The organism is Treponema denticola (genome assembly GCF_024400535.1).
Lineage (GTDB): Bacteria > Spirochaetota > Spirochaetia > Treponematales > Treponemataceae > Treponema_B > Treponema_B denticola_C.
This window is the reverse complement of record NZ_CP038800.1, coordinates 2,360,384-2,384,053: the sequence shown is the minus strand read 5'-3', so window position 1 is coordinate 2,384,053 and position 23,670 is coordinate 2,360,384. Positions and strand designations below refer to the sequence as shown.

The 23,670-nt window shown below is 39.1% G+C and carries 32 protein-coding genes; 25 read left to right on the top strand and 7 right to left on the bottom strand.

The window, feature by feature from the left end; translation table 11 throughout:
• The first annotated feature begins 4 nt into the window (after positions 1–4).
• Genes E4N78_RS11205 through E4N78_RS11140 form a run of 14 tightly spaced genes read left to right on the top strand, consistent with a single transcriptional unit; the run spans position 5 to position 6,765 of the window.
• Complete coding sequence (locus tag E4N78_RS11205; protein ID WP_002670020.1) at positions 5–190, top strand: type Z 30S ribosomal protein S14; 186 nt, start codon at positions 5–7, stop codon at positions 188–190.
• Between the two features lie 11 nt (positions 191–201).
• Positions 202–600 carry a 30S ribosomal protein S8 gene (gene rpsH / locus E4N78_RS11200; protein ID WP_255810627.1) on the top strand — a complete coding sequence of 133 codons (399 nt, stop codon included), beginning with the start codon at positions 202–204 and terminating at the stop codon, positions 598–600.
• A 9-nt stretch (positions 601–609) separates the two neighbouring features.
• Positions 610–1,149 carry a 50S ribosomal protein L6 gene (rplF, locus tag E4N78_RS11195; protein WP_255810626.1) on the top strand — a complete coding sequence of 180 codons (540 nt, stop codon included), beginning with the start codon at positions 610–612 and terminating at the stop codon, positions 1,147–1,149.
• Positions 1,150–1,159: 10 nt separating this feature from the next.
• Positions 1,160–1,522 (top strand): 50S ribosomal protein L18, encoded by a 363-nt coding sequence (rplR, locus tag E4N78_RS11190; protein WP_002670026.1) that lies wholly within the window; start codon positions 1,160–1,162, stop codon positions 1,520–1,522.
• A gap of 8 nt (positions 1,523–1,530) precedes the next feature.
• Positions 1,531–2,052 carry a 30S ribosomal protein S5 gene (rpsE, locus tag E4N78_RS11185; RefSeq protein ID WP_255810625.1) on the top strand — a complete coding sequence of 174 codons (522 nt, stop codon included), beginning with the start codon at positions 1,531–1,533 and terminating at the stop codon, positions 2,050–2,052.
• Positions 2,053–2,057: 5 nt separating this feature from the next.
• Positions 2,058–2,243 (top strand): 50S ribosomal protein L30, encoded by a 186-nt coding sequence (gene rpmD / locus E4N78_RS11180; protein WP_255810624.1) that lies wholly within the window; start codon positions 2,058–2,060, stop codon positions 2,241–2,243.
• Positions 2,243–2,695 carry a 50S ribosomal protein L15 gene (gene rplO / locus E4N78_RS11175; RefSeq protein ID WP_255810623.1) on the top strand — a complete coding sequence of 151 codons (453 nt, stop codon included), beginning with the start codon at positions 2,243–2,245 and terminating at the stop codon, positions 2,693–2,695. The genes rpmD and rplO overlap by 1 nt, the downstream gene beginning before the upstream one ends.
• A 12-nt stretch (positions 2,696–2,707) precedes the next feature.
• A complete protein-coding gene (gene secY, locus E4N78_RS11170; RefSeq protein ID WP_255810622.1) occupies positions 2,708–4,024 on the top strand; it encodes a preprotein translocase subunit SecY in 1,317 nt (438 codons plus the stop codon).
• Between the two features lie 47 nt (positions 4,025–4,071).
• Entirely contained in the window at positions 4,072–4,185 is a 114-nt protein-coding gene (rpmJ, locus tag E4N78_RS11165; RefSeq protein WP_002672206.1) for a 50S ribosomal protein L36, read from the top strand.
• Positions 4,186–4,201: 16 nt separating this feature from the next.
• The gene (gene rpsM / locus E4N78_RS11160; RefSeq protein WP_255810621.1) at positions 4,202–4,567 is read left to right on the top strand and encodes a 30S ribosomal protein S13; all 366 of its coding nucleotides are present in this window, start codon (positions 4,202–4,204) and stop codon (positions 4,565–4,567) included.
• A 23-nt stretch (positions 4,568–4,590) separates the two neighbouring features.
• On the top strand, positions 4,591–4,971 hold the full coding sequence (gene rpsK / locus E4N78_RS11155) for a 30S ribosomal protein S11 (protein ID WP_002670039.1): 381 nt from the start codon (positions 4,591–4,593) through the stop codon (positions 4,969–4,971).
• A 10-nt stretch (positions 4,972–4,981) separates the two neighbouring features.
• Positions 4,982–6,037 (top strand): DNA-directed RNA polymerase subunit alpha, encoded by a 1,056-nt coding sequence (locus tag E4N78_RS11150; RefSeq protein WP_255810620.1) that lies wholly within the window; start codon positions 4,982–4,984, stop codon positions 6,035–6,037.
• The gene (gene rplQ / locus E4N78_RS11145; protein ID WP_002682042.1) at positions 6,027–6,566 is read left to right on the top strand and encodes a 50S ribosomal protein L17; all 540 of its coding nucleotides are present in this window, start codon (positions 6,027–6,029) and stop codon (positions 6,564–6,566) included. Before E4N78_RS11150 ends, rplQ begins: the two co-directional genes overlap by 11 nt.
• The gene (locus E4N78_RS11140) at positions 6,550–6,765 is read left to right on the top strand and encodes a hypothetical protein (protein WP_255810619.1); all 216 of its coding nucleotides are present in this window, start codon (positions 6,550–6,552) and stop codon (positions 6,763–6,765) included. The genes rplQ and E4N78_RS11140 overlap by 17 nt, the downstream gene beginning before the upstream one ends.
• Before the next feature lie 106 nt (positions 6,766–6,871).
• On the opposite strand, the gene E4N78_RS11135 is transcribed toward E4N78_RS11140, so the two are convergent.
• Both E4N78_RS11135 and pepF read right to left on the bottom strand, forming a co-directional pair.
• Positions 6,872–7,789 carry a M28 family peptidase gene (locus E4N78_RS11135; protein ID WP_255810618.1) on the bottom strand — a complete coding sequence of 306 codons (918 nt, stop codon included), beginning with the start codon at positions 7,787–7,789 and terminating at the stop codon, positions 6,872–6,874.
• A 22-nt stretch (positions 7,790–7,811) separates the two neighbouring features.
• Positions 7,812–9,650, bottom strand: coding sequence for an oligoendopeptidase F (gene pepF / locus E4N78_RS11130; protein WP_255810617.1), 1,839 nt, complete (start codon positions 9,648–9,650; stop codon positions 7,812–7,814).
• Between the two features lie 145 nt (positions 9,651–9,795).
• On the opposite strand from pepF, the gene E4N78_RS11125 reads away from it, so the two are divergent.
• Genes E4N78_RS11125 through E4N78_RS11115 form a run of 3 tightly spaced genes read left to right on the top strand, consistent with a single transcriptional unit; the run spans position 9,796 to position 13,791 of the window.
• Entirely contained in the window at positions 9,796–10,908 is a 1,113-nt protein-coding gene (locus tag E4N78_RS11125; protein ID WP_255810616.1) for a DNA adenine methylase, read from the top strand.
• Positions 10,909–10,923: 15 nt separating this feature from the next.
• Positions 10,924–13,236, top strand: a complete 2,313-nt coding sequence (locus E4N78_RS11120; protein WP_255810615.1) for an MFS transporter — start codon at positions 10,924–10,926, stop codon at positions 13,234–13,236.
• Positions 13,237–13,275: 39 nt separating this feature from the next.
• Positions 13,276–13,791 carry a nitroreductase family protein gene (locus tag E4N78_RS11115; protein WP_255810614.1) on the top strand — a complete coding sequence of 172 codons (516 nt, stop codon included), beginning with the start codon at positions 13,276–13,278 and terminating at the stop codon, positions 13,789–13,791.
• 15 nt (positions 13,792–13,806) lie between these two features.
• Here E4N78_RS11115 and msrB read toward each other — a convergent pair whose 3' ends face one another.
• The 3 genes from msrB to E4N78_RS11100 all read right to left on the bottom strand — a co-directional run bounded on the left by msrB (position 13,807) and on the right by E4N78_RS11100 (position 16,161).
• Positions 13,807–14,871 carry a peptide-methionine (R)-S-oxide reductase MsrB gene (gene msrB / locus E4N78_RS11110; protein WP_255810613.1) on the bottom strand — a complete coding sequence of 355 codons (1,065 nt, stop codon included), beginning with the start codon at positions 14,869–14,871 and terminating at the stop codon, positions 13,807–13,809.
• Between the two features lie 64 nt (positions 14,872–14,935).
• The gene (locus tag E4N78_RS11105) at positions 14,936–15,391 is read right to left on the bottom strand and encodes a threonine/serine exporter family protein (protein WP_255810612.1); all 456 of its coding nucleotides are present in this window, start codon (positions 15,389–15,391) and stop codon (positions 14,936–14,938) included.
• A complete protein-coding gene (locus E4N78_RS11100; protein WP_255810611.1) occupies positions 15,391–16,161 on the bottom strand; it encodes a threonine/serine exporter family protein in 771 nt (256 codons plus the stop codon). The genes E4N78_RS11105 and E4N78_RS11100 overlap by 1 nt, the downstream gene beginning before the upstream one ends.
• 308 nt (positions 16,162–16,469) lie before the next feature.
• Between E4N78_RS11100 and loaP the strand changes: the two genes are divergently transcribed.
• The 4 genes from loaP (at position 16,470) to radA (ending at position 20,868) form a co-directional block, all read left to right on the top strand.
• On the top strand, positions 16,470–16,997 hold the full coding sequence (gene loaP, locus E4N78_RS11095) for an antiterminator LoaP (protein ID WP_255810610.1): 528 nt from the start codon (positions 16,470–16,472) through the stop codon (positions 16,995–16,997).
• Positions 16,994–18,487, top strand: coding sequence for a polysaccharide biosynthesis protein (locus E4N78_RS11090; RefSeq protein ID WP_255810609.1), 1,494 nt, complete (start codon positions 16,994–16,996; stop codon positions 18,485–18,487). Before loaP ends, E4N78_RS11090 begins: the two co-directional genes overlap by 4 nt.
• Before the next feature lie 132 nt (positions 18,488–18,619).
• Positions 18,620–19,450 (top strand): Mrp/NBP35 family ATP-binding protein, encoded by an 831-nt coding sequence (locus E4N78_RS11085; protein ID WP_255810608.1) that lies wholly within the window; start codon positions 18,620–18,622, stop codon positions 19,448–19,450.
• Positions 19,451–19,482: 32 nt separating this feature from the next.
• The gene (gene radA / locus E4N78_RS11080; RefSeq protein WP_255810607.1) at positions 19,483–20,868 is read left to right on the top strand and encodes a DNA repair protein RadA; all 1,386 of its coding nucleotides are present in this window, start codon (positions 19,483–19,485) and stop codon (positions 20,866–20,868) included.
• Positions 20,869–20,887: 19 nt separating this feature from the next.
• On the opposite strand, the gene E4N78_RS11075 is transcribed toward radA, so the two are convergent.
• Together E4N78_RS11075 and E4N78_RS11070 are read right to left on the bottom strand one after the other, a co-directional pair.
• Positions 20,888–21,253: a type II toxin-antitoxin system HicB family antitoxin gene (locus tag E4N78_RS11075; protein ID WP_255810606.1), complete on the bottom strand. Its 366-nt coding sequence runs from the start codon at positions 21,251–21,253 to the stop codon at positions 20,888–20,890.
• On the bottom strand, positions 21,250–21,513 hold the full coding sequence (locus E4N78_RS11070) for a type II toxin-antitoxin system HicA family toxin (protein WP_255810605.1): 264 nt from the start codon (positions 21,511–21,513) through the stop codon (positions 21,250–21,252). Before E4N78_RS11070 ends, E4N78_RS11075 begins: the two co-directional genes overlap by 4 nt.
• Before the next feature lie 138 nt (positions 21,514–21,651).
• Between E4N78_RS11070 and E4N78_RS11065 the strand changes: the two genes are divergently transcribed.
• From E4N78_RS11065 to E4N78_RS11050, 4 genes are all read left to right on the top strand, one after another.
• Entirely contained in the window at positions 21,652–21,912 is a 261-nt protein-coding gene (locus E4N78_RS11065; protein ID WP_044901942.1) for a type II toxin-antitoxin system RelB/DinJ family antitoxin, read from the top strand.
• Positions 21,909–22,169: a Txe/YoeB family addiction module toxin gene (locus tag E4N78_RS11060; RefSeq protein WP_010694945.1), complete on the top strand. Its 261-nt coding sequence runs from the start codon at positions 21,909–21,911 to the stop codon at positions 22,167–22,169. The genes E4N78_RS11065 and E4N78_RS11060 overlap by 4 nt, the downstream gene beginning before the upstream one ends.
• 187 nt (positions 22,170–22,356) lie before the next feature.
• Positions 22,357–22,482 carry a hypothetical protein gene (locus E4N78_RS11055; RefSeq protein ID WP_255810604.1) on the top strand — a complete coding sequence of 42 codons (126 nt, stop codon included), beginning with the start codon at positions 22,357–22,359 and terminating at the stop codon, positions 22,480–22,482.
• A gap of 264 nt (positions 22,483–22,746) precedes the next feature.
• Positions 22,747–23,613, top strand: a complete 867-nt coding sequence (locus E4N78_RS11050; RefSeq protein ID WP_255810603.1) for an Rpn family recombination-promoting nuclease/putative transposase — start codon at positions 22,747–22,749, stop codon at positions 23,611–23,613.
• Positions 23,614–23,670: the final 57 nt, after the last annotated feature.

Genomic DNA, 23,670 nt, shown 5'->3' with positions numbered 1-23,670 from the left:
TTTCATGGCTACAGTTGCAAAAATTAATCAAGCTAACAGAAAAGCGAAGTATCCGACACGGCAGTATAATAGATGCAAGGTTTGCGGACGCCCCAGAGGTTATCTGCGAAAGTTCAAAATGTGCCGTGTTTGTTTTAGAAAATTGGCAAGCGAAGGGCAAATCCCCGGCGTTACAAAGTCGAGTTGGTAGGAGGAACGATAATGAGTGTTTCAGATCCAATAGCAGATATGCTTACTAAAATTAGAAATGCTGCTTCAGCCGGTCACGAATCGGTAGATGTTCCTTCTTCAAAGATGAAGTGGGAAATCATCAGTATTCTTAAATCGGAAGGATATATTAAAAACTTTAAAAAAATGACCCAAGACGGGGCCAACAATATCCGCGTATTCTTAAAATACGATGATAAAGAATCTTCGGTTATTCACGGAATCGAAAAAGTTTCTACACCCGGCCGCCGAGTATATTTAGGTTATAAGAGCTTACCGAGAGTTTTTAACGGCTACGGTACTCTTATAGTATCGACTTCAAAGGGTATCATTACCGGGAAAGCTGCCGGCGAAAGCCAAGTAGGCGGTGAGCTTATTTGCAAGGTTTGGTAGGAGGGCAATATGTCAAGAGTTGGAAAAATGCCTGTTGCTATTCCTGCAGGTGTAAAAGTGAATGTTGCAAACGGTACATTTACCGTTGAGGGCCCTAAGGGAAAACTTTCACAAAGCTATCATACTGAAGCTGTTGATTTTAAGGTTGAAGGCGATCATGTTCTTGTAACAAGAAAAGATGATGAACTTCAAACAAGGGCTTATCACGGTTTATACCGAAGCCTTCTTAACAATATGGTAAAAGGTGTAAGTACCGGTTTTTCTAAAACCTTGGTAATCAATGGCGTAGGTTACAGAGCTGAAGTTCAAGGCAAGCTCCTTGTAATGGCACTAGGTTATTCAAATGACTTTTCCGTTCTTATTCCTGAAGGAATCGAAGTAAAGGTTGACCAGCTGAAGGTTATTATTTCAGGAGCTTCAAAAGAAGCGGTCGGGCAGTTTGCTTCTCAGGTAAGAAAATTGAGAGGCCCTGAACCTTATAAGGGCAAGGGAATTCGTTACGAAGACGAAATCATCAAACGAAAAGTCGGTAAGTCCGGTGTAAAATAAGGGTAGTATTATGGACAAAAAACGTAATGATAAAGATAGAAAAAGATTTAAGCGAAAGATGCACATTCGAAAGTCTATTTTCGGTACTGCAGAACGCCCTCGCATGACCGTATTCCGAAGCAATAAACGCATTTCGGTTCAGGTTATTGACGATGTAGAGGGCAAGACATTGGCTGCCGTTTCTACAATGGAAGAAGCTCTTCGATCGCTTAAGGTTAATGTTGAATCTGGGGCAAAGGTCGGTGAAGAAATCGGCAAGCGCCTCAAGGAAAAAAATATTGACACTGTTGTTTTTGACAGGAACGGATATCTTTACCACGGTGTTGTAAAGGCCGTTGCCGACGGTGCAAGAAAAACAGGAATTAAGTTTTAGGAGAGCTTATGAGTCACCAAAAAGAATCAAAACGGGATAACCAGCATACCGAAAAGGAATACGTTGAAAAGCTTGTTAAGTTAAACCGAACGGCTAAGGTTGTAAAGGGCGGACGCAGGTTCTCCTTTTCTGCTTTAACTGTTGTAGGAGATCAAAAAGGCCGAGTCGGATACGGTTTCGGTAAGGCAAATGATGTAAGCGATGCAATCAGAAAGAGTATCGAAAAAGCAAAGGCCAATATGGTAACATTTCCGCTTAAAAACGGTACGATTCCTCATGAAGTTCAAGGCAAGTTCAAAGGTTCGTCAGTTCTTTTGCGCCCTGCTTGTTCCGGTACTGGAATTATCGCAGGCGGTACAATCCGTGCTATCATGGAAGCTGCCGGTGCAACCGACTTGCTTTCAAAGTCTTTGGGATCAAGCTCCGCTGTAAATGTAGTTAAAGCAACATTTGATGCCGCAGGTCTTTTGATGGACGGTAAAAAAGTTGCTAAAAACCGCGGGAAGACCCTTTTGGATGTATGGGGGTAAGATAAATGGCAAAGAGAATTAGTATTAAATTGGTAAAAAGCACAATCGGGCAGAGACACCATGTCTGCGCAACGGTACGCTCTTTGGGATTAAAAAAGATCAACTCTGTGGTTGAGCATGAGGAAAATCCTGCTATCTTAGGTATGGTAAAATCCGTTGCTCATGTAGTTGAAGTTAAGGAGTTAAACTAATGTCCGAATTTAATTTAACTGTTCCTGAAGGAGCAACTCATAAAAAGAAGATTGTAGGACGCGGATCTTCTTCCGGCTGGGGAAAAACTTCCGGAAAAGGTCATAAGGGTCAGCAAGCCCGTTCAGGCGGCAAGGTTTATGCCGGCTTTGAAGGCGGACAGATGCCCTTATACCGACGTGTTGCAAAAAAAGGATTTTCAAACTATCCTTTTAAAAAGGAATTCTATGTTGTAAACCTTGCCATGCTCGAAACAAAGTACAGCGATGGCGAGACCGTAAACAAAGAGTCCTTAATGCAAAAAGGTCTTCTCCGAAAAGGTTCTCTTTATGTTAAAGTTTTGGGAACAGGAGATATAACAAAAAAATTGACGGTTGATGTCGATAGAATTTCTGCATCGGCTAAAGAAAAAATAGAAAAGGCAGGCGGAACGATAGTTCAGTCTGAAGCATAAAAGGCGGTAAGAATGGCTAATAATGTAGTTGCAAATATGTTCAAGATAAAGGATTTACGAAGCCGTATTCTTTTTACGATCATAGTTTTAGCAGTTTTCCGCTTAGGTTCGGTACTCACCATCCCCGGTATCGATCCTCGGGCTCTTACAATGTATTTCCGGCAAGGTCAGGGAAATGCTTTTGCAGATCACATGGACTTCTTTGTCGGAGGAGCGTTTTCGAACTTTTCGGTATTTATGCTCGGTGTAATGCCCTATATTTCGACTCAGATATTGATGCAGCTTGCCATGATTATTTTCCCGCGCCTTAAAAAAATAGCGGAAGAGGACGGAGGACGCAAAAAGATTCAAGTTTGGACAAGAATTATTACTGTTTTTGTTGCCTTGCTTCAATCTTCCGCTGTAGGTACATGGGCCAGAGCGATACCCGGTGCTGTTGTAATTTCAAGTCCTTTTTTACAATTGTTTATTACAATGGTTACGGTAACGACAGGTACTATGATTACCGTTTGGATGGGTGAGCAGATTACTGCAAGAGGTATCGGAAACGGTATTTCAATGTTGATTTTTGCAGGTATCGTTGCCCGTCTTCCTCAGGCTGTTTGGGAATTGATCAAGCTTGTAAGCAATAACGAATTAAACCTTGTGTTTGTAATTATTGCTTTTGCAATGTTTGTAGGAATTATAGCCTTGGTTGTTTATGAACAGCAGGGACAGCGCAAAATACCGGTTCATTATGCAAAACGCGTTATCGGCCGAAAAATGTATGGCGGACAGAATACCTATATTCCGTTTAAGATTAACCCCTCGGGCGTTATTCCCATCATTTTTGCTTCATCGTTCTTAACCTTTCCCCTTATGCTTTCACAGATGTGGGGATCGAATGTTTCTTGGCTGGCTGCGGTTGCAAGATTTTTGCGCTCGGACGGCTGGGGGTATAACATTCTTTATGTTGTTTTGATTGTTTTCTTTGCTTACTTTTATACACAGGTTGCACTTAACCCGACGGAAATAGCAAAACAAATAAGGGAAAACGGCGGATCGATTCCGGGAATTAGAACCGATAAGACTGAAGAATATTTACAGAAGATTTTAAACAGGTTGATATTGCCCGGTTCGCTTTATTTGGCTGCGATTGCAGTACTTCCTACTGTAATTCAATGGGCATTTAGTTTCCCCAGAAATATTTCGATGTTAATGGGTGGAACTTCATTGCTTATTTTGGTTGGTGTTGACTTGGATACAATGAGCCAGGTTGAAGCTTTGCTTAAAATGCACCATCATGACGGCTTGCTTAAAAAAGGCAAGATAAGATCAAGGAACCTATAGAATTTTTTTTAAGAATGATGTAAAATACATTCTTTGAAGGAGTGGATATGAAGGTTAGAACAAGTGTAAAGCCTATTTGTGATAAATGCAAGGTAATTAAGCGAAACGGAATTGTAAGGATAATCTGTACAAATCCGAAACACAAACAGCGACAAGGTTAACGGAGGACACTGAATAATGGCTCGTATTGCGGGAGTTGACCTCCCTAATAAACATGTTAATGTTTCATTAACTTACATTTATGGAATTTCTACTTCATCGGCAAACAAAATTTGTGAAGTTACAAAGGTTGATCCGATGAAAAAAATGAATGATTTGGATGAAGCCGAGTTATCTGCAATTCGTGAAGTGATTGACAGAGACTATAAGGTCGAAGGCCGTCTTCGAACCGAAGTGGCTTTAAATATTAAACGTCTTCAGGACATCGGCTGCTATCGCGGGCAAAGACATAGAAAGGGCCTTCCCGTACGCGGTCAGAGAACTAGGACAAATGCCAGAACACGCAAGGGTAAGAAAAAGACCGTTGCCGGCAAGAAGAAATAATCGTGATTGGAGGTAACTAAAACATGGCTACTGTAAAGAAAAGAAAAGAAAAGAAAAGCATTTATGAAGGCAATGTTTATATTCAAGCAACCTTTAATAACACAATTATTACGATAACCGACTTAAAGGGAAATGTCCTTTCATGGGCATCTTCAGGCGGCTTAGGTTTTGCCGGAGCGAAGAAGTCAACACCCTTTGCCGCTCAGACCGTTGCTGAAACAGCTGTACAAAAATGTCAGCCCTACGGCTTACATGAAGTACATGTTTTTGTAAAAGGTCCCGGAGTCGGCCGTGAATCGGCTATCAGAACGCTTGGAACAATGGGATTAAAGGTTCGCTCAATCAGCGATGTAACTCCCATTCCGCACAACGGCTGCCGTCCTAAAAAGACGCGCCGAATATAAGGAGACGCGAATGGCCCGTAAAAATCTTTTAAAAGGATTTAAAAAGCCCAAAGGCTTGGAATTTGATCAGCAAGAATCAACCGAAAGCTATGGTAAGTTTACGGCATCCCCTTTTGAAACAGGTTTTGGAACGACAATCGGAAACTGTTTGAGGAGAATTTTATTGTCCTCAATTCAAGGGTATGCTATATCGGCTGTGCTTATTACTTCATATGATGCCGATGGCGTACCTCACACGATTTCGAGTGAATTTGAAAATATTCCTAATGTTTCAGAGGATACGCTGGAAATTTTAAATAAACTAAAGCAGATCCGCCTCCGTTTATCGGATGAGTCGGAACAAGGTGACTTTCATTTTGAATTTAAGGGGCCTGCGTCGATAACCAGCAAAGATTTTGCCGTTGAAGGACAGCTTGAAATTTTAGGCGAACCTTTCCATGTTATGGAACTTATGAAGGGTGCTAATATTTCGTTTGATGTTCAGGTAGATTTCGGCCGAGGTTATGTACCGGCAGAAGTTAATGAAAAATACATTGAAATTGTCGGAACTATTCCGATGGACGCAATCTACGGTCCTGTTTTAAAGGTAAGCTATTCTATTGAGCCTTGCAGGGTAGGGCAAAGAAACGATTACGACAAGCTCATTCTTGAAATATGGACTGACAGCACGGTTCGGCCTGAAGACGTTTTGGGTGAAGCTGCAAAAATTGCAAAAGATCATTTTTCCATCTTTATTAATTTTAATGAAGGTGATTATCTTGGTGAAGATGAAGATATTGATGAAGAAGCAGCAATAAAACAGCTTTTGGCTACTTCAATAAATACTCTCGACTTTTCAGTTCGGGCTAAAAACTGCTTGGACTCTGCCGGTATTAAGACTCTCGGCGAATTGGCTCAAAAGCCGGAAGATGAGATCGAAAGTATGCGCAATGTAGGCAGAATGACCTTAAATGAAATTCATGCTAAATTGGCGGAATATAATTTGCGCTTGGGTATGACTGATTACAGTCATTTAAAAAATACGATAAAAGTATCAAGACAGAAGGAAGAAACAGATGAAGCATAAGAACGGCTTTAATCCGCTCTCGCGTACAACTGCACATCGCCGTGCTTTGCACCGGAATATGGTTACATCGCTATTTAAGTACGAGCGGATTACGACAACAAAACAAAAAGCGATGGAAGTACGCCGAACTGCGGAAAAATTGATTACCCGCTCAAAGGTTGATACATTCAACAACAGGCGTCATGCTGCAAAGTATATCTGGGATGATGATATTGTAAAGAAATTATTCAGCGATATCGGTCCTAGAATGAAAGATAGAAACGGCGGTTATACCCGTATCTTAAAAATCGGCTTTCGTGAAGGCGATGCTGCTGATGTTGCTATCTTGGAACTTGTAGACTATGACTTTGAAAAAAAGGAAAAGGATACAAAGAAAAAAGATGATTCAAAAAAATCCGATGACAAAAAGACTTCCAAAAAAGAAGCAGGATTTAAATCGTCAAAGGGTGAATCCGAACACAAAAAGAATACCGATCAGGTAGTAGATAGTTCATCAAATCGGAGGTACAACCGTGTCAAAGGCTCATAGAGGTAAGGGAATCCGCGCAGAGCAAAACCGCGGACGCGGGGTATGCCCCGTATGCAACAAAACCGGAATCAAAGTTTTGTACGAACAAGAGATTAACGGTGCAAAAACAAAGATCTGCAAAATATGCAGAGCAAACATTAAAAATAAAAAGGCTGCTGAAACATCTGCAGAAAAACCGGCTGAAGCATCGGCCGAATAAATTATTAAGCCTTTTTGCACAACGCCCGCCTCGGATGCGGGCGTTTTTTTTATCTAATTAGATGCTTTGAAGTTATAATGTATGTTCACTTAAGCGGTTTTAAATTTTAGCGGTAATTCTCTGTCAAGGCTGTAAGATATTTTTCGGTGAGGGTAAAGGCTTCGCTATTAAGAGTTTCAATCTTGTCATCAGCAGTATGCATCAGCTGCCATGTAAATGGAATTATTTTTTCGAAGGGGGAGCCTTGAGGCGGTTTTTGATTTTTTATTACCATGTCCGTGAGCTCGCCCATGGCAGTCTTGTTTTGGCCGGTGAGTTTTTCTTTCGGGAGGCAGTGTAAAAGAGTCTCGGCTTCTTTTCTTGGAAGAACGGTTATAACCTGTGCAAAAAGGCCTGCGGCTATAAAGCCTGCATTGTCGCTGTAAGCCGTAAGCATTGAAAGCCATTTATTGGGACAAGCTCTTTGAGCTAGAAGACCGGCCCTCTTATGCAGCTCGTCGAGCCTCTTTGTCTTTGCTTTATCCCGTCCGAAAATTCCCGAACGTGAAAGGATTAGGGTATCGCCCCTTCCGCACATATCGAATACAAAGATATCGTCCCCATCCATTTTAAGCTTTTTTAATCCTGTTCCGAGAGTGTATGCTCCTTGTTCTTTAAGGCCTGCGGCTCCTGCTTCTTCCCCGTCCGTAAAGATGATTTTTATGTTGTGGGGTCTTGTGTAAGAGCATAGTTTTTTTGCAAAGTTCATGAGGATAAAACAAGAGGCTGAATTGTCGTTAGCTCCTTGGGTATCGGGAGCCCTGTCATAGTGGGCTGTAAGTGTTTTCATTTTAAAGTTCTTATCGTAAAATTGTGCAGGATATTTTATAATGATGTGTTTTTTTTGTGCAAGGTTTACTATGCTGTGCGGAACATTGTGAGCACTTAACCACTGCGATATAAAGTCACAGCGGTTAAGGTCTTTTTTTAAAAAGGCTTTAAACAAATCGGAATTAAGCAGTTTATCTTCATTTTCCTTAATCATCTTTGTTAAAGCCCCTTGGGTTTTATTTTTTTAATTCTTCAAGAGCTTTTTCGAGTTCGTCTACAATCTTTGCAAAGTTATCGCATGCTGCCTGTACCGGAGCCGGGCTTGCCATATCGACACCTGCAAGTTTTAAGGATTCAATCGGATAGCGTGAGCCTCCCGATTTTAAGAACTTAAAGTAGTCTTCTCTTTCTTTGTCGCCGCCTGAGCAAACTCTTTCGGCAAGAGCCATCGAGGCTGAAATACCTGTTGAATATTTGTAAACATAGAAGGCTCTGTAAAAGTGCGGAATCCTCATTCCTTCCAAATCGCTTACATCTTCAAATACCATTTCGGGACCGAAGTAGAGCTCCAAAAGTTTTCTGTATTCGCTTCTTAAATTTTCGACCGTAAGAGGCGTGCCGCTTTCGACGAGGGCGTGAGTAATTTTTTCGTACTCTGCAAACATGGTTTGTCTGTAAAGGGTTGCAAGAATATCGGAAGCTCTAACGCTCAAAAGATAGGCTCTCATTTTCGGGTCGGTACTTGTTTTAATCATGTGCCTGAATAAAAGCTCTTCGTTAAAGGTAGAGGCAACTTCGGCTTCAAAGATGGTGTAGTGGTAGCAGGGGTAGGGGTTGTTTCTTACCGAATACCATGAGTGCATGGAGTGTCCGCCCTCGTGTACAAGGGTGAATACATCACGGATAACATCTTCTTTGTAGTTCATCAGGATATAGGGATCGCTGTCATATCCGCCTGCCGAAAAGGCTCCTGAGCGTTTGCCCTCATTTTCGTACTTATCTACCCAGCCGTTCAAAAGACCGTTTCGGATTGTTTTAACATATTCTTCTCCAAGAGGTTTGAGGGCCTCGGTGATGATGTCGACTGCTTCGTTATAGGGGGTAACTTTTTTTACCTCGCTGACTAAGGGCATGTAAACATCATAGTGGCGGAGTTCTTTTAGGCCTAAATGTTTTTTTAACATGCTGTAGAATTTATGTAAGGGCTTTAAATTCTTGTGAATGGTATCTACGAGGTTGTCATACACGGCTGTAGGCACCTTGTCTACATAGAGGGATTTTTCTCTGGCAGAAGCATAGCCCCGTATTTTTGCAAGGGCGACATTTTGCTGAACCTGTCCCGTGTACAGGCTTGCAATTGTGTTTTTATGTGCGCCGTATACGCCGTAAAGCTGCTTATAGGCCTTTTCGCGCAAAGCTCTGTCGGGATTTTGCATAAACTTTGAATAAGAAGATTGAGTCAGTTTTATGTCTCCTTCTTTTGTGGTGATTGTACCGAAATCAAAGTCTACGTTGGTTAGAACCGAAAAGGCTTGGCTAGGTGTGCCGTGGGGCTCGCTTAAAAGGCTTAAAATCTTTTCTTCCTTGTCGGAAAGGGTGTGGGGTTTTAGGTGCAGGGTTTTTTCTAAGGAAACCTTAAAATCGGCAAAGTCCTTTCCTGTGGGGCTTGAAGGGTCAATCCATGAGCGGATTTTTTCTTCAGGGATTTCCATGATGGCGGGCATGAGCCAGCTGGTGGCAGCCGAAAGCTCTGTAACGGTCATCATGTATTTACTTATCCGTTTGATGTTTCCGGGGTCGCCCTCGTTTGAAGATTTTTGTAAAAAGGCATAGTTTCCAACCTTTTCCGCAATTCTATCAACCCCCGTTGAAGCCTTTAGGCAGGCAAGCAGGGTTGCCGCATCGATTGTTTCAGGCTTGGAAAAAGCTTCTTTATATTTTAAGATTTCTTTTCCGCCTTCCGGAATAGAAGCAAGGGCTGCTTCCCATTCTTCTTCATTCTTAAAAAGTAATTCGATATTCCATTTGTCGCTTTTGGCGATCTCGGAACGTTTAGGTGTAGTTGAGTTTTTCATATCATTACTATACAACAATGTTGATAAATAGGCAAGGGTCTTAAATCTTTTAATTTTATTAAAAATATCTCCTCTTTCTATCTTCTTGTAATTTTCTTATCTTTATAGTAGTATAAACTTTCTTTAATAAAAAAGAATTTAGCCTATGAAAGAAGATCAAGAAGAAAATAAGGACTTTCTTACCACACAGATAATTACATACCTCGGCAATAAAAGGTCTTTGATAGATAAAATAGAAGATGAGGTAAAATCGGTTCAAAAAAACTTAAATAAGGAAAAACTTATCTGTGCGGATCTTTTTTCGGGCTCCGGTATAGTTGCCCGCATGTTAAAAAAGTATGCTTCAAAAATAATCGTTAATGATTTGGAAAATTATTCATATGTGATAAACTCCTGCTATCTTACAAATAAGGAAGAATATCCTAAAAAACTTTGTAATGAATTAAGAGATGAAATTATATCTTCTTCTTTAAATAAAAAAATCCCCGGCATAATTACCGAAAACTATGCTCCTAAGGATGACAATAAAATTCAAAGAGGAGAAAGGGTTTTTTATACACATACGAATGCTCTTTTAATCGACACATATAGAAATCTTATAGATAAAATTATATCGGAAGAAAATTTAAAAAGATTTTTTTTAGCTCCATTAATTATCGAAGCTTCAATTCACGTAAATACGAGCGGTGTATTTAAAGGCTTTTATAAGGATAAGAATACGGGGATAGGTTGTTTCGGTGCCGGCGGAAAAAATGCCTTAACAAGAATATTAGGCGAGGTAGAATTAAAAGAGCCTGTCTTTAGTAATTTTAATTCAGAGCTTGAAATTTTTACAAAAGATGCAGTGCTTCTTTCAAAAGAAATAAAGAATGTTGATATGGTTTATATCGACCCTCCTTATAATCAGCACCCCTACGGTTCAAATTATTTTATGCTTAATTTGATTCTTAAAAATAAACTGGATGTTCCTATAAGCCCCGTCAGCGGAATTACCCAAGGATGGAAGCGTTCAGCTTTTAATAAACCCTATCTTGCTCTAAAATCAATGGAAGAAATTATCTCTTCTCTTGATGCAAGCTATGCCGTCATCTCCTACAACTCGGAAGGCTTTATTTCTTTTGAAGAGATGAAAAATATGTTAAAAAAATACGGAGAATTAAAAACCGTCGAAATAAAATATAATACTTTTCGGGGAAGCCGAAATCTTAACAAGAGGAATATTCATGTTTCTGAATACTTGTTTGTTTTAAAAAAATAGATTAAAATAATGTTAATGGAAGAACAATTATCGAACTTTAGAATCAAACAGGGCCGCAGCGTTTTTAATGCATACAATGGAATCAATTCATTTTCGTTTGCCCTTGTTACCGGAAACACAATAACTCTTTATGCTCTTGCTTTAAAAGCCAACAGCACCGTCATAGGCTTGCTTACAGCCTTTATGTACATGTGCTATTTTACAATTCCTTTAGGAAAGCTTATGGCTCGGCGGTTTACTATCGTAAAGACCTTTGCCTACACTTGGTTTTTGCGCAACGCCTCGCTTTTACCTATCTTGTTTATTCCATTCTTTTATTTTAGAGGAGAAAATGAAGCTGCTATCTTTATGCTTTTAATTGCGGTAGCTCTTTTTAATTTTTTTAGAGGAGCCGGTATTGTTGCAAATAATCCGGTTATAAGTCTTTTGGCTCCCGGCAAGGATCGGAATTCTTATATAGTTAAAATATCATTGACAAACAATACGGCCGCCCTCGCAGCCATAATATTTTTGACCGTCTTTTTATGGTTTTCTCCAAGATTTGGAATCGATATAGTTTCTACATATAATATAACTGCAATTATAGGAATTATTACCGGTTTTGCAGCCTCGGCTCTTTTGCTTAAACTTCCGGATCCCGATTTTGAAAGAAGAATGGAAGCAGTGAAAGAGGCTAGAGCAGAAGGGAAAAGCCGGAAGGAAATAAGAAAACTAAAAAGCGGGAATCAAAACATTCAAAAGGGTTCTTTTTTTTCGGCTTCAAAAGAAGCCTTTGGCGATAAAAATTTTAAGCTTTATATTTTTTCGTTTTTTATAATTCAATTCGGAATAAGTTTAGCCCGCCCCTTTATAATTGTTTACGGTAAGGCTGTTTATTCTATTCCCGATAATTTAGTGATTATCTTTTCTCTTGCTTCAACTATGGGCTCTCTTTTGGTCGGACTTTTAATGCGCCTTTTGATAGACCGGATGGGAGCAAAGCCGATGTATGTTATTTTTACTGCCCTCAGTGCTGTAGCTCTTATTCCTGCAATTATAGCTCCTGCCAGAGAAATGTACTTGATTGCCTTTATATTTTTGATTGTATTTTCGATGATAACAAATATGGGATTCTCCGCTCAAATGGATGCATCTCAAGCTTACTTCTTCGGAATAGTTCCGGCAAAGTCCTTGATGGATTTAAGTATGCTTAACTTTTTTGTGATGGGGCTTACCGGTGCTCTAGGTTCAATATTGGGAGGCGGTATTTTGGATATGCTCCAAAATTCAGGCTTTTCTAATTTGAGCATGTACCGCTTGTTTTTTTCGGGAGTTGTAATCTGTATCCTGTTTGGAATGATTTTTCAGATTAGGCTTTTGAACCTTGGAGGCAGGCTTGTAAAAGATGCTCTTGCAGTTATTTTTTCGCCTCGTGATATGAAGGCCTTAAACCTTTTATATAAACTTGATTCAAGTGAGAGCCTTCAGACCGAAGAAAAAATTTTGCATGAGCTTACGGCGACGGCTTCTCAAGAATCGGCAGATAAATTAAATCAGTATATGAGGTCTCCGCGTTTTTCTATCAGATGCTCTGCAATGGAGTCTTTAAATTCTTTAGAAAAACTTTCTGCAAAAAATAAAGAAACTCTTTTAGAAGAATTGAATAAGGGCGAATTTACAACAGCAGCGATTGCCGCAAAAACTCTTGCCCATTTTAATGTGTACCAAGCTGTTGAGCCTTTGAGGAAGGCCATTGAAAGTGAAGATTATCTTTTGGCTGGAGAGGCGATGGTAGCTCTTGCTCATCTTAAAGATGAGGCTTCGCAATTTAAAATTTCGCAAATCTTATCCGAAACTAAAAATCCTAAAATATTGCTTTCGGGAATTAAGGCCATGGAAACTTATAGATCGGTAAATTCCATTCCGTTTATAATAGACTTACTCCGCAGGGAAGGGCTTCCTTCCTTGGTAGAAGATGAGGCTTATTTAAGTTTAGCTTCAATGATGAATGTTCAAGGCGGTTTTTATTTTGCTTATGATAGATTTAAAAATGAGGCGAGAGATACGGGGGCTATTTTTACCGATATGCTTGATGAAGCTTTTGCAAAAGGAAAAAAATCGGATCTTGAATTTAAAAAGATAATTTTAACATTTATAAACGAGGCTTCAAATGATACGGAATTTATAAAATGGTTTTTAGATTTGGCTGAAAAATTTTTAGGAGTAAACTCAGCTTTGCTTTTAAGTGTTATAATGGATGTCGATATGGTTACAAACAAGTCCTTTAGATTTTTCTTATGCTATTGGGCTGTGTCGATTTTTAAGGAGCCTAAGTTGGCTGCAATTTAAAAGATATTTTTATGAGATAAATTCTTATGGAGGTAGGATATGAATGAGGTTATTAAGAACATGCTCACGCGTGTGAGTGTGCGTAAGTTTACGGCAGAGAGGGTTGAAGACGAAAAACTTAAAACAATTGTAGAATGTGCTAAGGCTTCTCCGACAGGAAAAAACAGGCAGATGAGGAAATTTACTGTTGTGCATAATCGGGAAAAGATACAGGAACTTGCAAGGGCTGTTTCTTCCGTACTCGATATTCCGAATTATAGAATCTATGATTGCGATGCTTTGATACTCATCAGCTTTGAAGAAGATGACCGCTTCGGTTATTGTGATTCTTCAGTTGCAATTGAGAACATCTATCTTGCGGCTCATGCTCTGGGATTGGAGTCCGTTTGGATAAATCAGTTGAGGGAAAAATGCAATTCGCCCGAGATAAGACGGGTTTTAGATTCTTTTAATATTCCTAAAAATCACGTAGTCTGCGGAATATCGGCTATCGGTTATCCTGCAGAACACCCCGAACCTAAAACCCGTACCGAGATTGTGGAGTTTATAAATTAAGTTTTATAGGCGGTTTTAAAAATTCCCTGTAGGTTTTACATAAGGAAGATAATCGCCGTAACCTTCTTTCTCCATTTGATCATAGGGGATAAAGCGTAAGGCTGCACCGTTAATGCAATAGCGTAAGCCGCCTGCATCGGCAGGGCCGTCATCAAAGACGTGGCCTAGATGGGCTCCGCCTGTTTTTGAAACGACTTCAGTTCTGTTCATGCCGAGGCTTTTGTCTTCCAAATATTGAAGGGCCTGTGTTGTAATGGCCTTTGTAAATGATGGCCATCCGCAGCCTGCATCATATTTATTTAATGAAGAAAAAAGAGGTTTCCCTGTGGTGATGTCAACATAAATTCCTTCAGCATCGAATTTATCATACTCGCTTGTAAAAGGTTTCTCCGTTGCTTTTTCTTGAGTTACCGAAAATTGTATCGGCTTTAATGATTTCTTTAATTCTTCTTTTGACGGTGCTTTAAATTTTCTTTCATCATAAAGAGGTGTTAAAGCAAGGGTTAGGTCTATGTGACAATATCCTCCCGGATTTTTTTGAAGATAATCTTGATGATAGTCTTCTGCAAGAATAAAATGCCTAAGTTTTTCTACTTCAACAACAATGGGCTGCGAATATTTTTTTTGCATAAACTTTACAAAACTATTTATTTCTTTAATCATAGAATCATCTACATAATAAATACCTGTTCTGTATTGGCGGCCTGCATCGTTTCCTTGTTTGTTTAAAGATGTAGGATCGATTATTCTAAAATAATGAGCCAATAATTCTTGTAAACTTACTACCGAAGAATCATAAACTATCTTCACAGTCTCAGCGTGATCGCTCTGATGTAATCCTTTGTAGTTTGCAGAATCGCTTTTTCCGTTTGCATAACCCGTGTCCGTTGCTTTTACACCGGGAATTTGGCGAAAATATCCTTCAACGCCCCAAAAGCAGCCGCCTGCAAAATATATTTCTTTAATCATTCCTTTCCCTCCAATGGGTAATTTTTGTTCTGCCTGAGCCTTTGTACATGATAGAAATAAAACTATCATCAGTAAAAAACTCAAGTGTACTAAAATGTTTTTATTTTTCATATCTAATTCCTCTCGAAAAAAAAGTACTTCTTTTTTTTATAAAAAACAAGGGATTTGATAAAATTTATTTATTTTTTTTCTCTGCCGCTTTTTTCTTGACGGCTCTGATAAGACGGGTTATCGATGCAGAAATAATTAAACCTACGGATATCGCTATTGCGATAAAAGCGGCTTGAACGCCCTCGCTAACTCCTTTTTCCAATTTGTCGGTAACAAAAAAAAGCATGGTCTTATAAACTTTAAATCCGGGAACTAAAGGGATCGTGCCTATAACGATAAAACATGTAACCGGTGTTTTTTGAAGCACTGCGAATAAATCAGCCAGGAGGCCTACGGCCAATGCTCCTGCTAAGGTTGCAAATATATAATTTATACCGATGTTCTGAAAAAATATAAGGATTGTCCAAGAGACACTTCCGCATAGACCGCTTAAATAAATATTTTTTCTCGGAACCGAAAACAAAAACCAAAAACAAAAACTTGCGATAAATGATGCAATTGTATGTACATATAGCGGCATTATATTCCTCCCAAAAGTGAATAGCCGAAAAGAACAGAGCCTATACCAAAGGCTATTGCAACGGCTATGAGTACGGCTTCACAGGTTCGGGCAATTCCCGAAACTAAGTCTCCTAAAATAAAATCCCGTATACCTGAAGTAAAGGCAACTCCCGGCACAAGGGATAGAACGGCTCCGACTATTATCATATCAAGATTTTTTACAAAGCCTATATGATAAAAAAGAATGGTTGTTATACCGACAAAAAAGCCTGCTATAAAATTTCCTAAAAATACTGTTTTTGAAAACTGTGCAATTTTATCATTTGAGAAAACTGCTACGAAGGTGGCAAGAAAGGTAACTATAAAATCATTTAATGTTCCGCCGAGCAAAACAGAAAAAAGTCCGCAGGCTATTCCGGAGGTGGTTAGTACAAGCCAATACGGATAACCTTTTTCTGCATCAATATTTTTTAAAATTTCAAGAGCTTCATTTTCAGAAATTTTACCTTGAGTAAAGTTTCTTGAAAATTCGTTGACCAATGAAATTTTGTGTATATTGCTGCCTCTGACTTTTATGTTTTTAATATAAGTGGAGCCTTCTTTTTTATCATTTCCTATTAATATTACTGACGGTGTTATAAAAACGGCAAGACCGGTAATACCGTGTGAAGAGCATATTCTTAAAATAGTTTCTTCCGTTCTATGCATCTCTGCTCCGTTTTTTATTAGAAGCTCTCCTGCCGTCAGGGCTATTCTAAAAATTACTGCTTCGTTCTTTTCTTCTTCCATTAATTTCCTCATTTAAGAATGATTTTAAATTCCAAAAATAATATAACACAGGAGATTTAAAAAAACAAGTAATCCTGTTCATAGTTTTATATTAGGGCAAAATAAATTAAAGGTGAGTACTTTATTCGTGTGGAGGGTTTAATACCCTGTTGCTGCGCAACGTACGCTCTGCGTCGTAACAAAGGGTATTAAAGCCGATTGCAACCACCTTATGAGAACATACAGTGCGAAACATTGAGCACTGTACCCCGACGCTTGCGTCTGGGTAAGTTGATTCAATGAAGGTTTTATGATATAATCGTTTAAATATGGATTATTATGTAGTTCAGGTAAGTACAGGCAAAGAAAAGAATTTTATTGAAGATGCGGAATTTAAAAATAAATTTGATGAGCTTTCTTATTCTATAGTTTTTCCTCAAAGGATTTTAAAGATAAGAAAGGCAGGTAAGGTAACGGAAAAACAGCTGCCTGTTTTTGCCGGATATTTGTTTATAGGTACCGATAAAATTTCTAAAGAGCTGTATCAACATCTTAAAAGATGTAAGGGCTTTTATAGATTTTTACCCAATAATCAAGAACCGAGATTTTTAGAAGGAAGGGATTTGGAAATTCTTAATCAATTTATTTCCTTCGGCGGTCTTGCAAAAATTTCGCAAGTCGTATTTGATGAAAATGATAGAATAAAAGTTATCGGAGGCCCTTTAAGCGGTCTTGAAGGCTATATTGTAAGAGTAAACAAGAGGAAGGGAAGAGCTACCGTTTGTCTGGATATGTGTCAAACGGCTTTTTCTATCGACTTAGGATTTGAAATACTAAATAAGGAAGAGAAAAAATGAATCGTCCTATTAAACAAAAAGCTTCTATATATATAGTAGGTGCAGGTCTTGCCGGAACTATGATTGCACATGAGATTTCGGCAAAAAAAATATTCGGTAAGGTCGCTGCATTCTTAGATGATGACCCTAAAAAGATCGGAACTAAGATTGACGGGATTCCGGTATTCGGGCCTATAAGTGAAACGGTTCATTTAATCAGAATAGATGCAGGGGATGAGGCATTGATTGCAATTCCCAGTATACGCTCCGAACGCTTGCGTGAAATATATGAGCTTTTAAAATCGGCAGGTTTTTCAAAGATAAAACTTCTGCCCGCAATTTCGCAAATCATTGACGGTTCAGCCCATTTGGTGCAAGCCCGCGAAATAGATCCGCAGGATTTGCTTACCCGCACTCCTGTTACAATTTCTTTAAAAAAGAGTTTGGCTTATCTTCGAGGAAAGCGTGTTTTAATTACGGGTGCCGGAGGTTCTATCGGAAGCGAGCTTTGCCGGCAGCTTTTATCGGGCGGTGCCGAACGCCTCTATCTTTTCGGACACGGAGAAAATTCCATTTATCAAATTTATAAGGAGCTTAAAATATTGCAGGCCGGCGGCGTCGGCGACAAGGCTACAATTGTTCCGGTTATAGGAGAGTTAAAAGACCGCGAGTACATGCGCTATATTATTAAGCAATTAAAATGCGATGCGGTTTTTCATACGGCGGCTTATAAACACGTTCCTTTGATGGAAGAAAATCCTGTTGCGGTTATCGAAAACAATGTCTTCGGAACAAAAAATCTTTTGGATGCCTGTATCGAATTCGGAGTAAAGCGCTTTGTTTTAATATCTACCGATAAGGCCGTTGAGCCTGTTTCGGTTTACGGCGTTTCAAAACTATTAAGCGAAAAACTGGTATTGCAGGCTGCCGAAACCGTAAAAGAAAAAAAAGATTCGGCCTACATGTTTGTCCGCTTCGGAAATGTTTTGGGCTCGCGTGGTTCTATCTTTCCGCTTTTTGTAGAGCAGATACAAAACGGAGGGCCCGTAACCGTAACCGATAAAAATATGATCCGCTTTTTTATGACGATTCCGGAAGCATGCTCTCTGGTTTTGCAGACAGGAGGTGTCGGCAAATCGGGTGAGTCCTATCTTCTCGATATGGGGGAACCTGTAAATATTTATGAGACGGCGAAGCAGTTGATAAGTTACATGGGTTTTGAACCGGAAAAAGATATTAAGATAGAAATAATCGGCCCCAGAGAAGGCGAGCGTTTGGAAGAGCCTCTTTGGTCATCAACCGAGTATCTTGAAAAAACGGATTACGAAAAAATCATGCGCTTACGTGATAAAAAAGAATTCGATTCTAAAAACTTAAACGAAATTTTAAATACCCTATATCCGTTTTGTTTTTATAGTGAAGAACACAAAGATGATTTCCGCAACAAAGAAAAGATGCGCAAGGTTTTGGAAGAAGAAAATTTGTTAATTTATAAAAATGAATGTAAATAATTTTATTTAAATAAATTTTTAAACTTTATTTAGATTGTCTTACGCCTACTTGAAGTCTTTTTAAATTGAATGTATAGTAATTATTAATATATTGAGTATGTTTCCCAATAAATTTTTATTTTGAGAGAGAGTATGAGTCAAACTTGTAATCATGAATGTGAAGGTTGTAATTTAACCTGTGATGAAAGAACTGCTGCGCCGAACAGTTTTATTGAGAGCCCGAATAAACTCAGCAGCATTAAAAAAGTTATCGCAATTATAAGCGGTAAGGGCGGAGTAGGAAAATCTCTTATTACTTCCTTATCTGCGGTACAATCCCAAAAAAAAGGTTATCAATGTGCTATCCTTGATGCCGATATTACAGGGCCGTCTATTCCTAAAGCTTTCGGAATATCCGGAACTGTTGTAGGAAACGATTCTGGTATTTTTCCTGCAAAGACTAAAACCGGAATTGATATTATGTCGGTTAATCTGCTTCTTGAAAATGAAACCGATCCTGTTATATGGAGGGGTCCTGTAATTGCCGGCACTGTAAAACAATTTTGGACGGATGTTATTTGGAAAGATATTGATTTTATGTTTATCGATATGCCTCCCGGAACCGGCGATGTGCCTCTCACCGTTTTCCAATCCATACCTGTAGACGGTATTATTGTGGCGACTTCTCCTCAGGAACTTGTTTCAATGATAGTTGCCAAGGCTGTCAATATGGCAAAAAAAATGAACATACCTATAATCGGTTTGGTTGAAAACTTTTCGTATTTTACTTGTCCCGATAACGGAAAAGATTATCATATTTTCGGAGAAAGCGGCATTGATGAAATAGCTTTAGAGTACGGTATTCCGGTTCTTGCAAAACTTCCTATTGATCCTGAAATTGCGAAGGCTTGCGATAAAGGCAAAATAGAAAACATTGATGCACCATGGTTCAATCCTATTGTTGAATGTATTGCAAAACTTTAATTAAATAGGAATGTTTATTTTAAGGAAAGCACATGGCAAAAAAGAAAACTGGAGACCTTGCACACCGCTGCAGCAAATGCGGTTACACTCAAGCCCGATGGCTCGGCCGATGCCCCGAATGCGGCGAATGGAATACTTTTGAAGAGGTTACAATCAATCAAGATTATTCCGCAGCCGAAAGGAGCATTGCAGAAAAATTTGTAAAAGAAGCTCATTCCGTTCCTCTTGATGCTATTGAAGCAAATGATGCCGTCCGCCTTTCTACGGGGATTGCGGAATTTGACAGGGTGCTGGGCGGAGGTGCCGTAAAGCGTTCGGCAATTTTAATCGGAGGAGAGCCGGGTATAGGAAAATCGACACTGCTCTTACAAGCTGCTTCGGCCTCTTCTTTGGGTTCCGTAAAAAAGGTTCTGTATGTTTCGGGAGAAGAATCGGGCGGGCAAATCCGTTCCCGTGCCGATAGGCTGAATCTTCCTTTAAAAAATATTGAACTTTTATGCACTTGCAGGTTGGAAGATGTAGAGAGAGTTTTAAACAAGGTAAATCCCGTTTTTGTTATAATCGATTCAATTCAAACTATGTATTCCGCAGATGCCGGAGCCGTTCCGGGAACTATAAATCAATTAAAGCTATGTGCTCACGAGCTTGTATCTTGGGTTAAAGAAAGGGACAGCGTTTTGTTTTTAACTGCCCATGTAACAAAAGACGGAAACATAGCGGGGCCTAAGGTTCTCGAACACCTCGTGGACACGGTCATTTCTTTTGAGAGGACAGAAGACGATGTGCGTTTTTTGCGAGCTCTAAAAAACCGGTTCGGCTCGGTTGACGAGCTTGGAATTTTCTCGATGGATGAAAGCGGTTTAAAAGCCATAGATGACCCCTCTTCATTATTTATTACCAATCGGACAGGGCCTCTGCCTGCGGGTTCCGCTGCCGTTCCTGTCTGCGAGGGGAGCCGTGTTTTTATGGTAGAAATACAGGCCCTTACGGTTCCTGCCAAGGGTGCGGTTACAAGAGTTTTTTCGGACAAGATAGATTCCGCCCGCGTCAGCCGCATCGCCGCCGTTTTGGAAAAAAGAATAGGCTTACAATTTTCGGATCAAGATATTTATGTAAACGTTGCAGGAGGCATAAGGCTTAAAGAACCCGCCGCCGACCTCGCCATAGCACTTGCTCTTTATTCCGCTCGTGCAAATATACCTGCTCAAAAAGAAGGAGCCTACATTGGCGAGTTAAGCCTCGCAGGAGAAATCCGAAGCGTCAAAAAATTAAAACAAAGAATCAAAACCGCCCAAAGCATGGGCTTTACAAAAGTCGTGTCGCCCCCTCCTTCCGATTCCGAAGCGGGAGACATAAACATCTCACAGCTTTTTAAAGCAGAAGATTTAAGCTCGGCAATAAAGAAGGTGTTTGGGTAAATTTATGCATGAGCAAAATTTATCTTAATCTTGTTTCTTTAGATTTTGTTGAAAGTAAATCAACACAATATTGATTTATACTCATCCCCTCTTTTTTTGAGTTTTCACAAAGAGTTTTATGTAAAGTTTTAGACATTCTCAATTCCAGTTGAGTGGATGATGTATCCATATCTTCAGGTTCGTTAATTTTTATTCCTTCTTCAATAGCCGCAGAAATCCATGCTCTTTTGGCATCTTCGGAATTTAATACTGTTTCTGCAATACTTGATCCACAGGTTACACATCCGGGAAGTTCAGGATAAGAAGCGGCAAACCCTTTTTCATCAATATCAGGAATGATTTCCAGTTTGTAAGGTAATTTCATGTATTCTTCTAAAGTTTTCATTCTTTTTTCTCCTGTGTTTTATTTAGCTGCTCTGATTCGATTATCTCTTTTACCATCTTAACATAGACTATTTTTATTGGTTCATGATTTGGTATTGTAATTGGGTTGCATCCGGGCTTTCTAAAAGTATGATGACTACTTCCACTTTTAGGAGAACTCATCACATAACCATAACTTTCTAACACTTTTTTTAATTCTAAAAACCGCATATCTTTGTTTAGAGATGTTATTTTTCTAATAAGTTTATCCCATTGTCCCATAATTACATTATATATGCTTGTATATTTGATGTCAATATAAAATTTTACATTGACAGAGGAAATGCAATGACATGTCGAATCGAAAAAGTTGACATTGCCAATATATTTATTTATAATATACAAAAAGGAGTTACTACTATGGCACAGACAAACATAAATATCCGTATAGATGAGGACTTAAAAAACCAGTTTGAAGCTTTTTGTTCCGATATTGGAATGACAATGACAACAGCATTTTGCGTGTTTGCAAAAGCGGCGGTTAGGAAACAAAAAATACCGTTTGAAATATCAACAGATCCATTCTACAGTGAAAGTAACATGGCTCACTTACGCCGCGGAATTGAAGCTCTGAACGCTGGAAAATGGGTAGAACATGAGCTTATCGAGGCGGGCGAATAAAAAAAATATGGTTTGATGAAGCTTGGGAAGATTATGTGTATTGGCAAACACAAGATAAGAAAACAATAAAGCGTATCAACATGCTGGTTAAAGATATTGAACGAAGAAACTTTGACGGTATAGGAAAACCGGAACCCCTAAAAGGCGAGTTGAGCGGGTTTTGGAGCCGTCGTATTGATGAAGTGAACAGGCTTGTGTACCGTGTAAGCAAAAATACTCTAGAAATTCTATCCTGCCGTGGACATTACGAGGATTAATCGAAATGAGGTTATATATAAATACAAAAAAATATCTATAGATGAATTTATTTACCGAATTAAAAGGCTGTCCCATTTGGGGACAGCCGACAGTTCATTCGGCCCTTGTGTTATCGGTTATTTTAAATTGGTTCTGAACCATTCAAACGGTTGATATTTGTGTGGAAACATGCTATACTGCACAGTAATGATAGACAAACGCTCCGCCGGCAGTTACAATCATTCTCACGAAAAAAGTGCAAAAAGTTTTGCAGAAGCACTTGACATAAAGTACCGCATCGGGCAAAATTCGCAGCCTCGCAGTAAAGACTAATTACTCAAATCATGCCCAAAGACAGCCTGTCAGTAAAATACCGACTTTCTGTCTTTGGCCTTTTTTTATATTACACCTGTTAATAAAACCGCAACGGGCGCAGAGAACGCAAAGGATTATAAAAGAATGTCTTACAAAACCTCGCTTAAAACACCTTTGCGAACTTGTGCCGAAGCTCAATGTTTGGCGTGCGGTTAAATAAAAAAAACAGCTCTTACAAAATTGCTGTAAGTGTGCTATAATACAATAAGTGAGGAAACCGCTATGAGTACTTCAAACAGAAAATACAAAGATTCGGTTTTTGTCGATTTATTCAGCGAAGACGAAAAAGCAAAAGAAAATTTTTTATCTCTTTATAACGCCTTACACGGTACACACCTTCCGCTTTCGTCTCCGGTTGAAAATATAAGACTTGAAAACGTTATGTACATGAACATAATCAATGATGTTTCCTGCCTTGTAGACGGTAAAATCATAGTGTTGGCAGAACATCAATCAACAATAAACGAAAATATGCCTTTGCGTTTTTTAGAATATATAGCAAGGCTATATGAAAAACTGCAAGCACCGACTGATCGGTATTTAAGAAAACTGTCAAAAATCCCTACACCTGAATTCTATGTTTTTTATAACGGCAAGGACGACTACCCGGAAACTACAACATTAAAGCTATCCGATGCATTCATCACAAAACCTGAACAAGTGCCGTTGGAATTGAAGGTGCAAGTGCTTAATATTAACACGGATAAAGCAAACAAAGTTTTAGCAGCCTGCAAACCGCTTGAAGAATATAGCCTTTTTGTAGAAGAGGTAAGAAAGCAAACCCAACTCGATCCGGAAAACGGCTTTACCAATGCGGTAAAGATATGCATAGAAAAAGGCATCTTAAAAGAATACTTACAGAGAAAATCACGGGAGGTAATAAACATGTTAGTAGCCGAATACGATTATGATACGGATATTGCAGTACAGAGAGAAGAAAGCCTAAGAATTGGCATACAACAAGGCTTTTCCGACGGCTCATACCAAAAAGCTCTTGAAACGGCAAAGCTGATGAAAGGTATGAATTATCCAATCAATGATATTTGTACAATATCAGGGCTTTCCGTTGAAGAAATAAAAGCTCTATAAGAGTCAGCCTTTTTGCAAATAGGCGCAGTAGATACCCATATATTTAAAAAAAATCCC

What these genes read in the sequence shown, in the direction of transcription:
- E4N78_RS11205 (WP_002670020.1), top strand. Translation starts at nt 5, where the DNA reads ATGGCTACAGTTGCAAAAATTAATCAAGCTAACAGAAAAGCGAAGTAT.
- rpsH (WP_255810627.1), top strand. Translation starts at nt 202, where the DNA reads ATGAGTGTTTCAGATCCAATAGCAGATATGCTTACTAAAATTAGAAAT.
- rplF (WP_255810626.1), top strand. Translation starts at nt 610, where the DNA reads ATGTCAAGAGTTGGAAAAATGCCTGTTGCTATTCCTGCAGGTGTAAAA.
- rplR (WP_002670026.1), top strand. Translation starts at nt 1,160, where the DNA reads ATGGACAAAAAACGTAATGATAAAGATAGAAAAAGATTTAAGCGAAAG.
- rpsE (WP_255810625.1), top strand. Translation starts at nt 1,531, where the DNA reads ATGAGTCACCAAAAAGAATCAAAACGGGATAACCAGCATACCGAAAAG.
- rpmD (WP_255810624.1), top strand. Translation starts at nt 2,058, where the DNA reads ATGGCAAAGAGAATTAGTATTAAATTGGTAAAAAGCACAATCGGGCAG.
- rplO (WP_255810623.1), top strand. Translation starts at nt 2,243, where the DNA reads ATGTCCGAATTTAATTTAACTGTTCCTGAAGGAGCAACTCATAAAAAG.
- secY (WP_255810622.1), top strand. Translation starts at nt 2,708, where the DNA reads ATGGCTAATAATGTAGTTGCAAATATGTTCAAGATAAAGGATTTACGA.
- rpmJ (WP_002672206.1), top strand. Translation starts at nt 4,072, where the DNA reads ATGAAGGTTAGAACAAGTGTAAAGCCTATTTGTGATAAATGCAAGGTA.
- rpsM (WP_255810621.1), top strand. Translation starts at nt 4,202, where the DNA reads ATGGCTCGTATTGCGGGAGTTGACCTCCCTAATAAACATGTTAATGTT.
- rpsK (WP_002670039.1), top strand. Translation starts at nt 4,591, where the DNA reads ATGGCTACTGTAAAGAAAAGAAAAGAAAAGAAAAGCATTTATGAAGGC.
- E4N78_RS11150 (WP_255810620.1), top strand. Translation starts at nt 4,982, where the DNA reads ATGGCCCGTAAAAATCTTTTAAAAGGATTTAAAAAGCCCAAAGGCTTG.
- rplQ (WP_002682042.1), top strand. Translation starts at nt 6,027, where the DNA reads ATGAAGCATAAGAACGGCTTTAATCCGCTCTCGCGTACAACTGCACAT.
- E4N78_RS11135 (WP_255810618.1), bottom strand. Translation starts at nt 7,789, where the DNA reads ATGATTAAGGAAAATGAAGATAAACTGCTTAATTCCGATTTGTTTAAA.
- pepF (WP_255810617.1), bottom strand. Translation starts at nt 9,650, where the DNA reads ATGAAAAACTCAACTACACCTAAACGTTCCGAGATCGCCAAAAGCGAC.
- E4N78_RS11125 (WP_255810616.1), top strand. Translation starts at nt 9,796, where the DNA reads ATGAAAGAAGATCAAGAAGAAAATAAGGACTTTCTTACCACACAGATA.
- E4N78_RS11120 (WP_255810615.1), top strand. Translation starts at nt 10,924, where the DNA reads ATGGAAGAACAATTATCGAACTTTAGAATCAAACAGGGCCGCAGCGTT.
- E4N78_RS11115 (WP_255810614.1), top strand. Translation starts at nt 13,276, where the DNA reads ATGAATGAGGTTATTAAGAACATGCTCACGCGTGTGAGTGTGCGTAAG.
- msrB (WP_255810613.1), bottom strand. Translation starts at nt 14,871, where the DNA reads ATGAAAAATAAAAACATTTTAGTACACTTGAGTTTTTTACTGATGATA.
- E4N78_RS11105 (WP_255810612.1), bottom strand. Translation starts at nt 15,391, where the DNA reads ATGCCGCTATATGTACATACAATTGCATCATTTATCGCAAGTTTTTGT.
- E4N78_RS11100 (WP_255810611.1), bottom strand. Translation starts at nt 16,161, where the DNA reads ATGGAAGAAGAAAAGAACGAAGCAGTAATTTTTAGAATAGCCCTGACG.
- loaP (WP_255810610.1), top strand. Translation starts at nt 16,470, where the DNA reads ATGGATTATTATGTAGTTCAGGTAAGTACAGGCAAAGAAAAGAATTTT.
- E4N78_RS11090 (WP_255810609.1), top strand. Translation starts at nt 16,994, where the DNA reads ATGAATCGTCCTATTAAACAAAAAGCTTCTATATATATAGTAGGTGCA.
- E4N78_RS11085 (WP_255810608.1), top strand. Translation starts at nt 18,620, where the DNA reads ATGAGTCAAACTTGTAATCATGAATGTGAAGGTTGTAATTTAACCTGT.
- radA (WP_255810607.1), top strand. Translation starts at nt 19,483, where the DNA reads ATGGCAAAAAAGAAAACTGGAGACCTTGCACACCGCTGCAGCAAATGC.
- E4N78_RS11075 (WP_255810606.1), bottom strand. Translation starts at nt 21,253, where the DNA reads ATGAAAACTTTAGAAGAATACATGAAATTACCTTACAAACTGGAAATC.
- E4N78_RS11070 (WP_255810605.1), bottom strand. Translation starts at nt 21,513, where the DNA reads ATGGGACAATGGGATAAACTTATTAGAAAAATAACATCTCTAAACAAA.
- E4N78_RS11065 (WP_044901942.1), top strand. Translation starts at nt 21,652, where the DNA reads ATGGCACAGACAAACATAAATATCCGTATAGATGAGGACTTAAAAAAC.
- E4N78_RS11055 (WP_255810604.1), top strand. Translation starts at nt 22,357, where the DNA reads ATGATAGACAAACGCTCCGCCGGCAGTTACAATCATTCTCACGAAAAA.
- E4N78_RS11050 (WP_255810603.1), top strand. Translation starts at nt 22,747, where the DNA reads ATGAGTACTTCAAACAGAAAATACAAAGATTCGGTTTTTGTCGATTTA.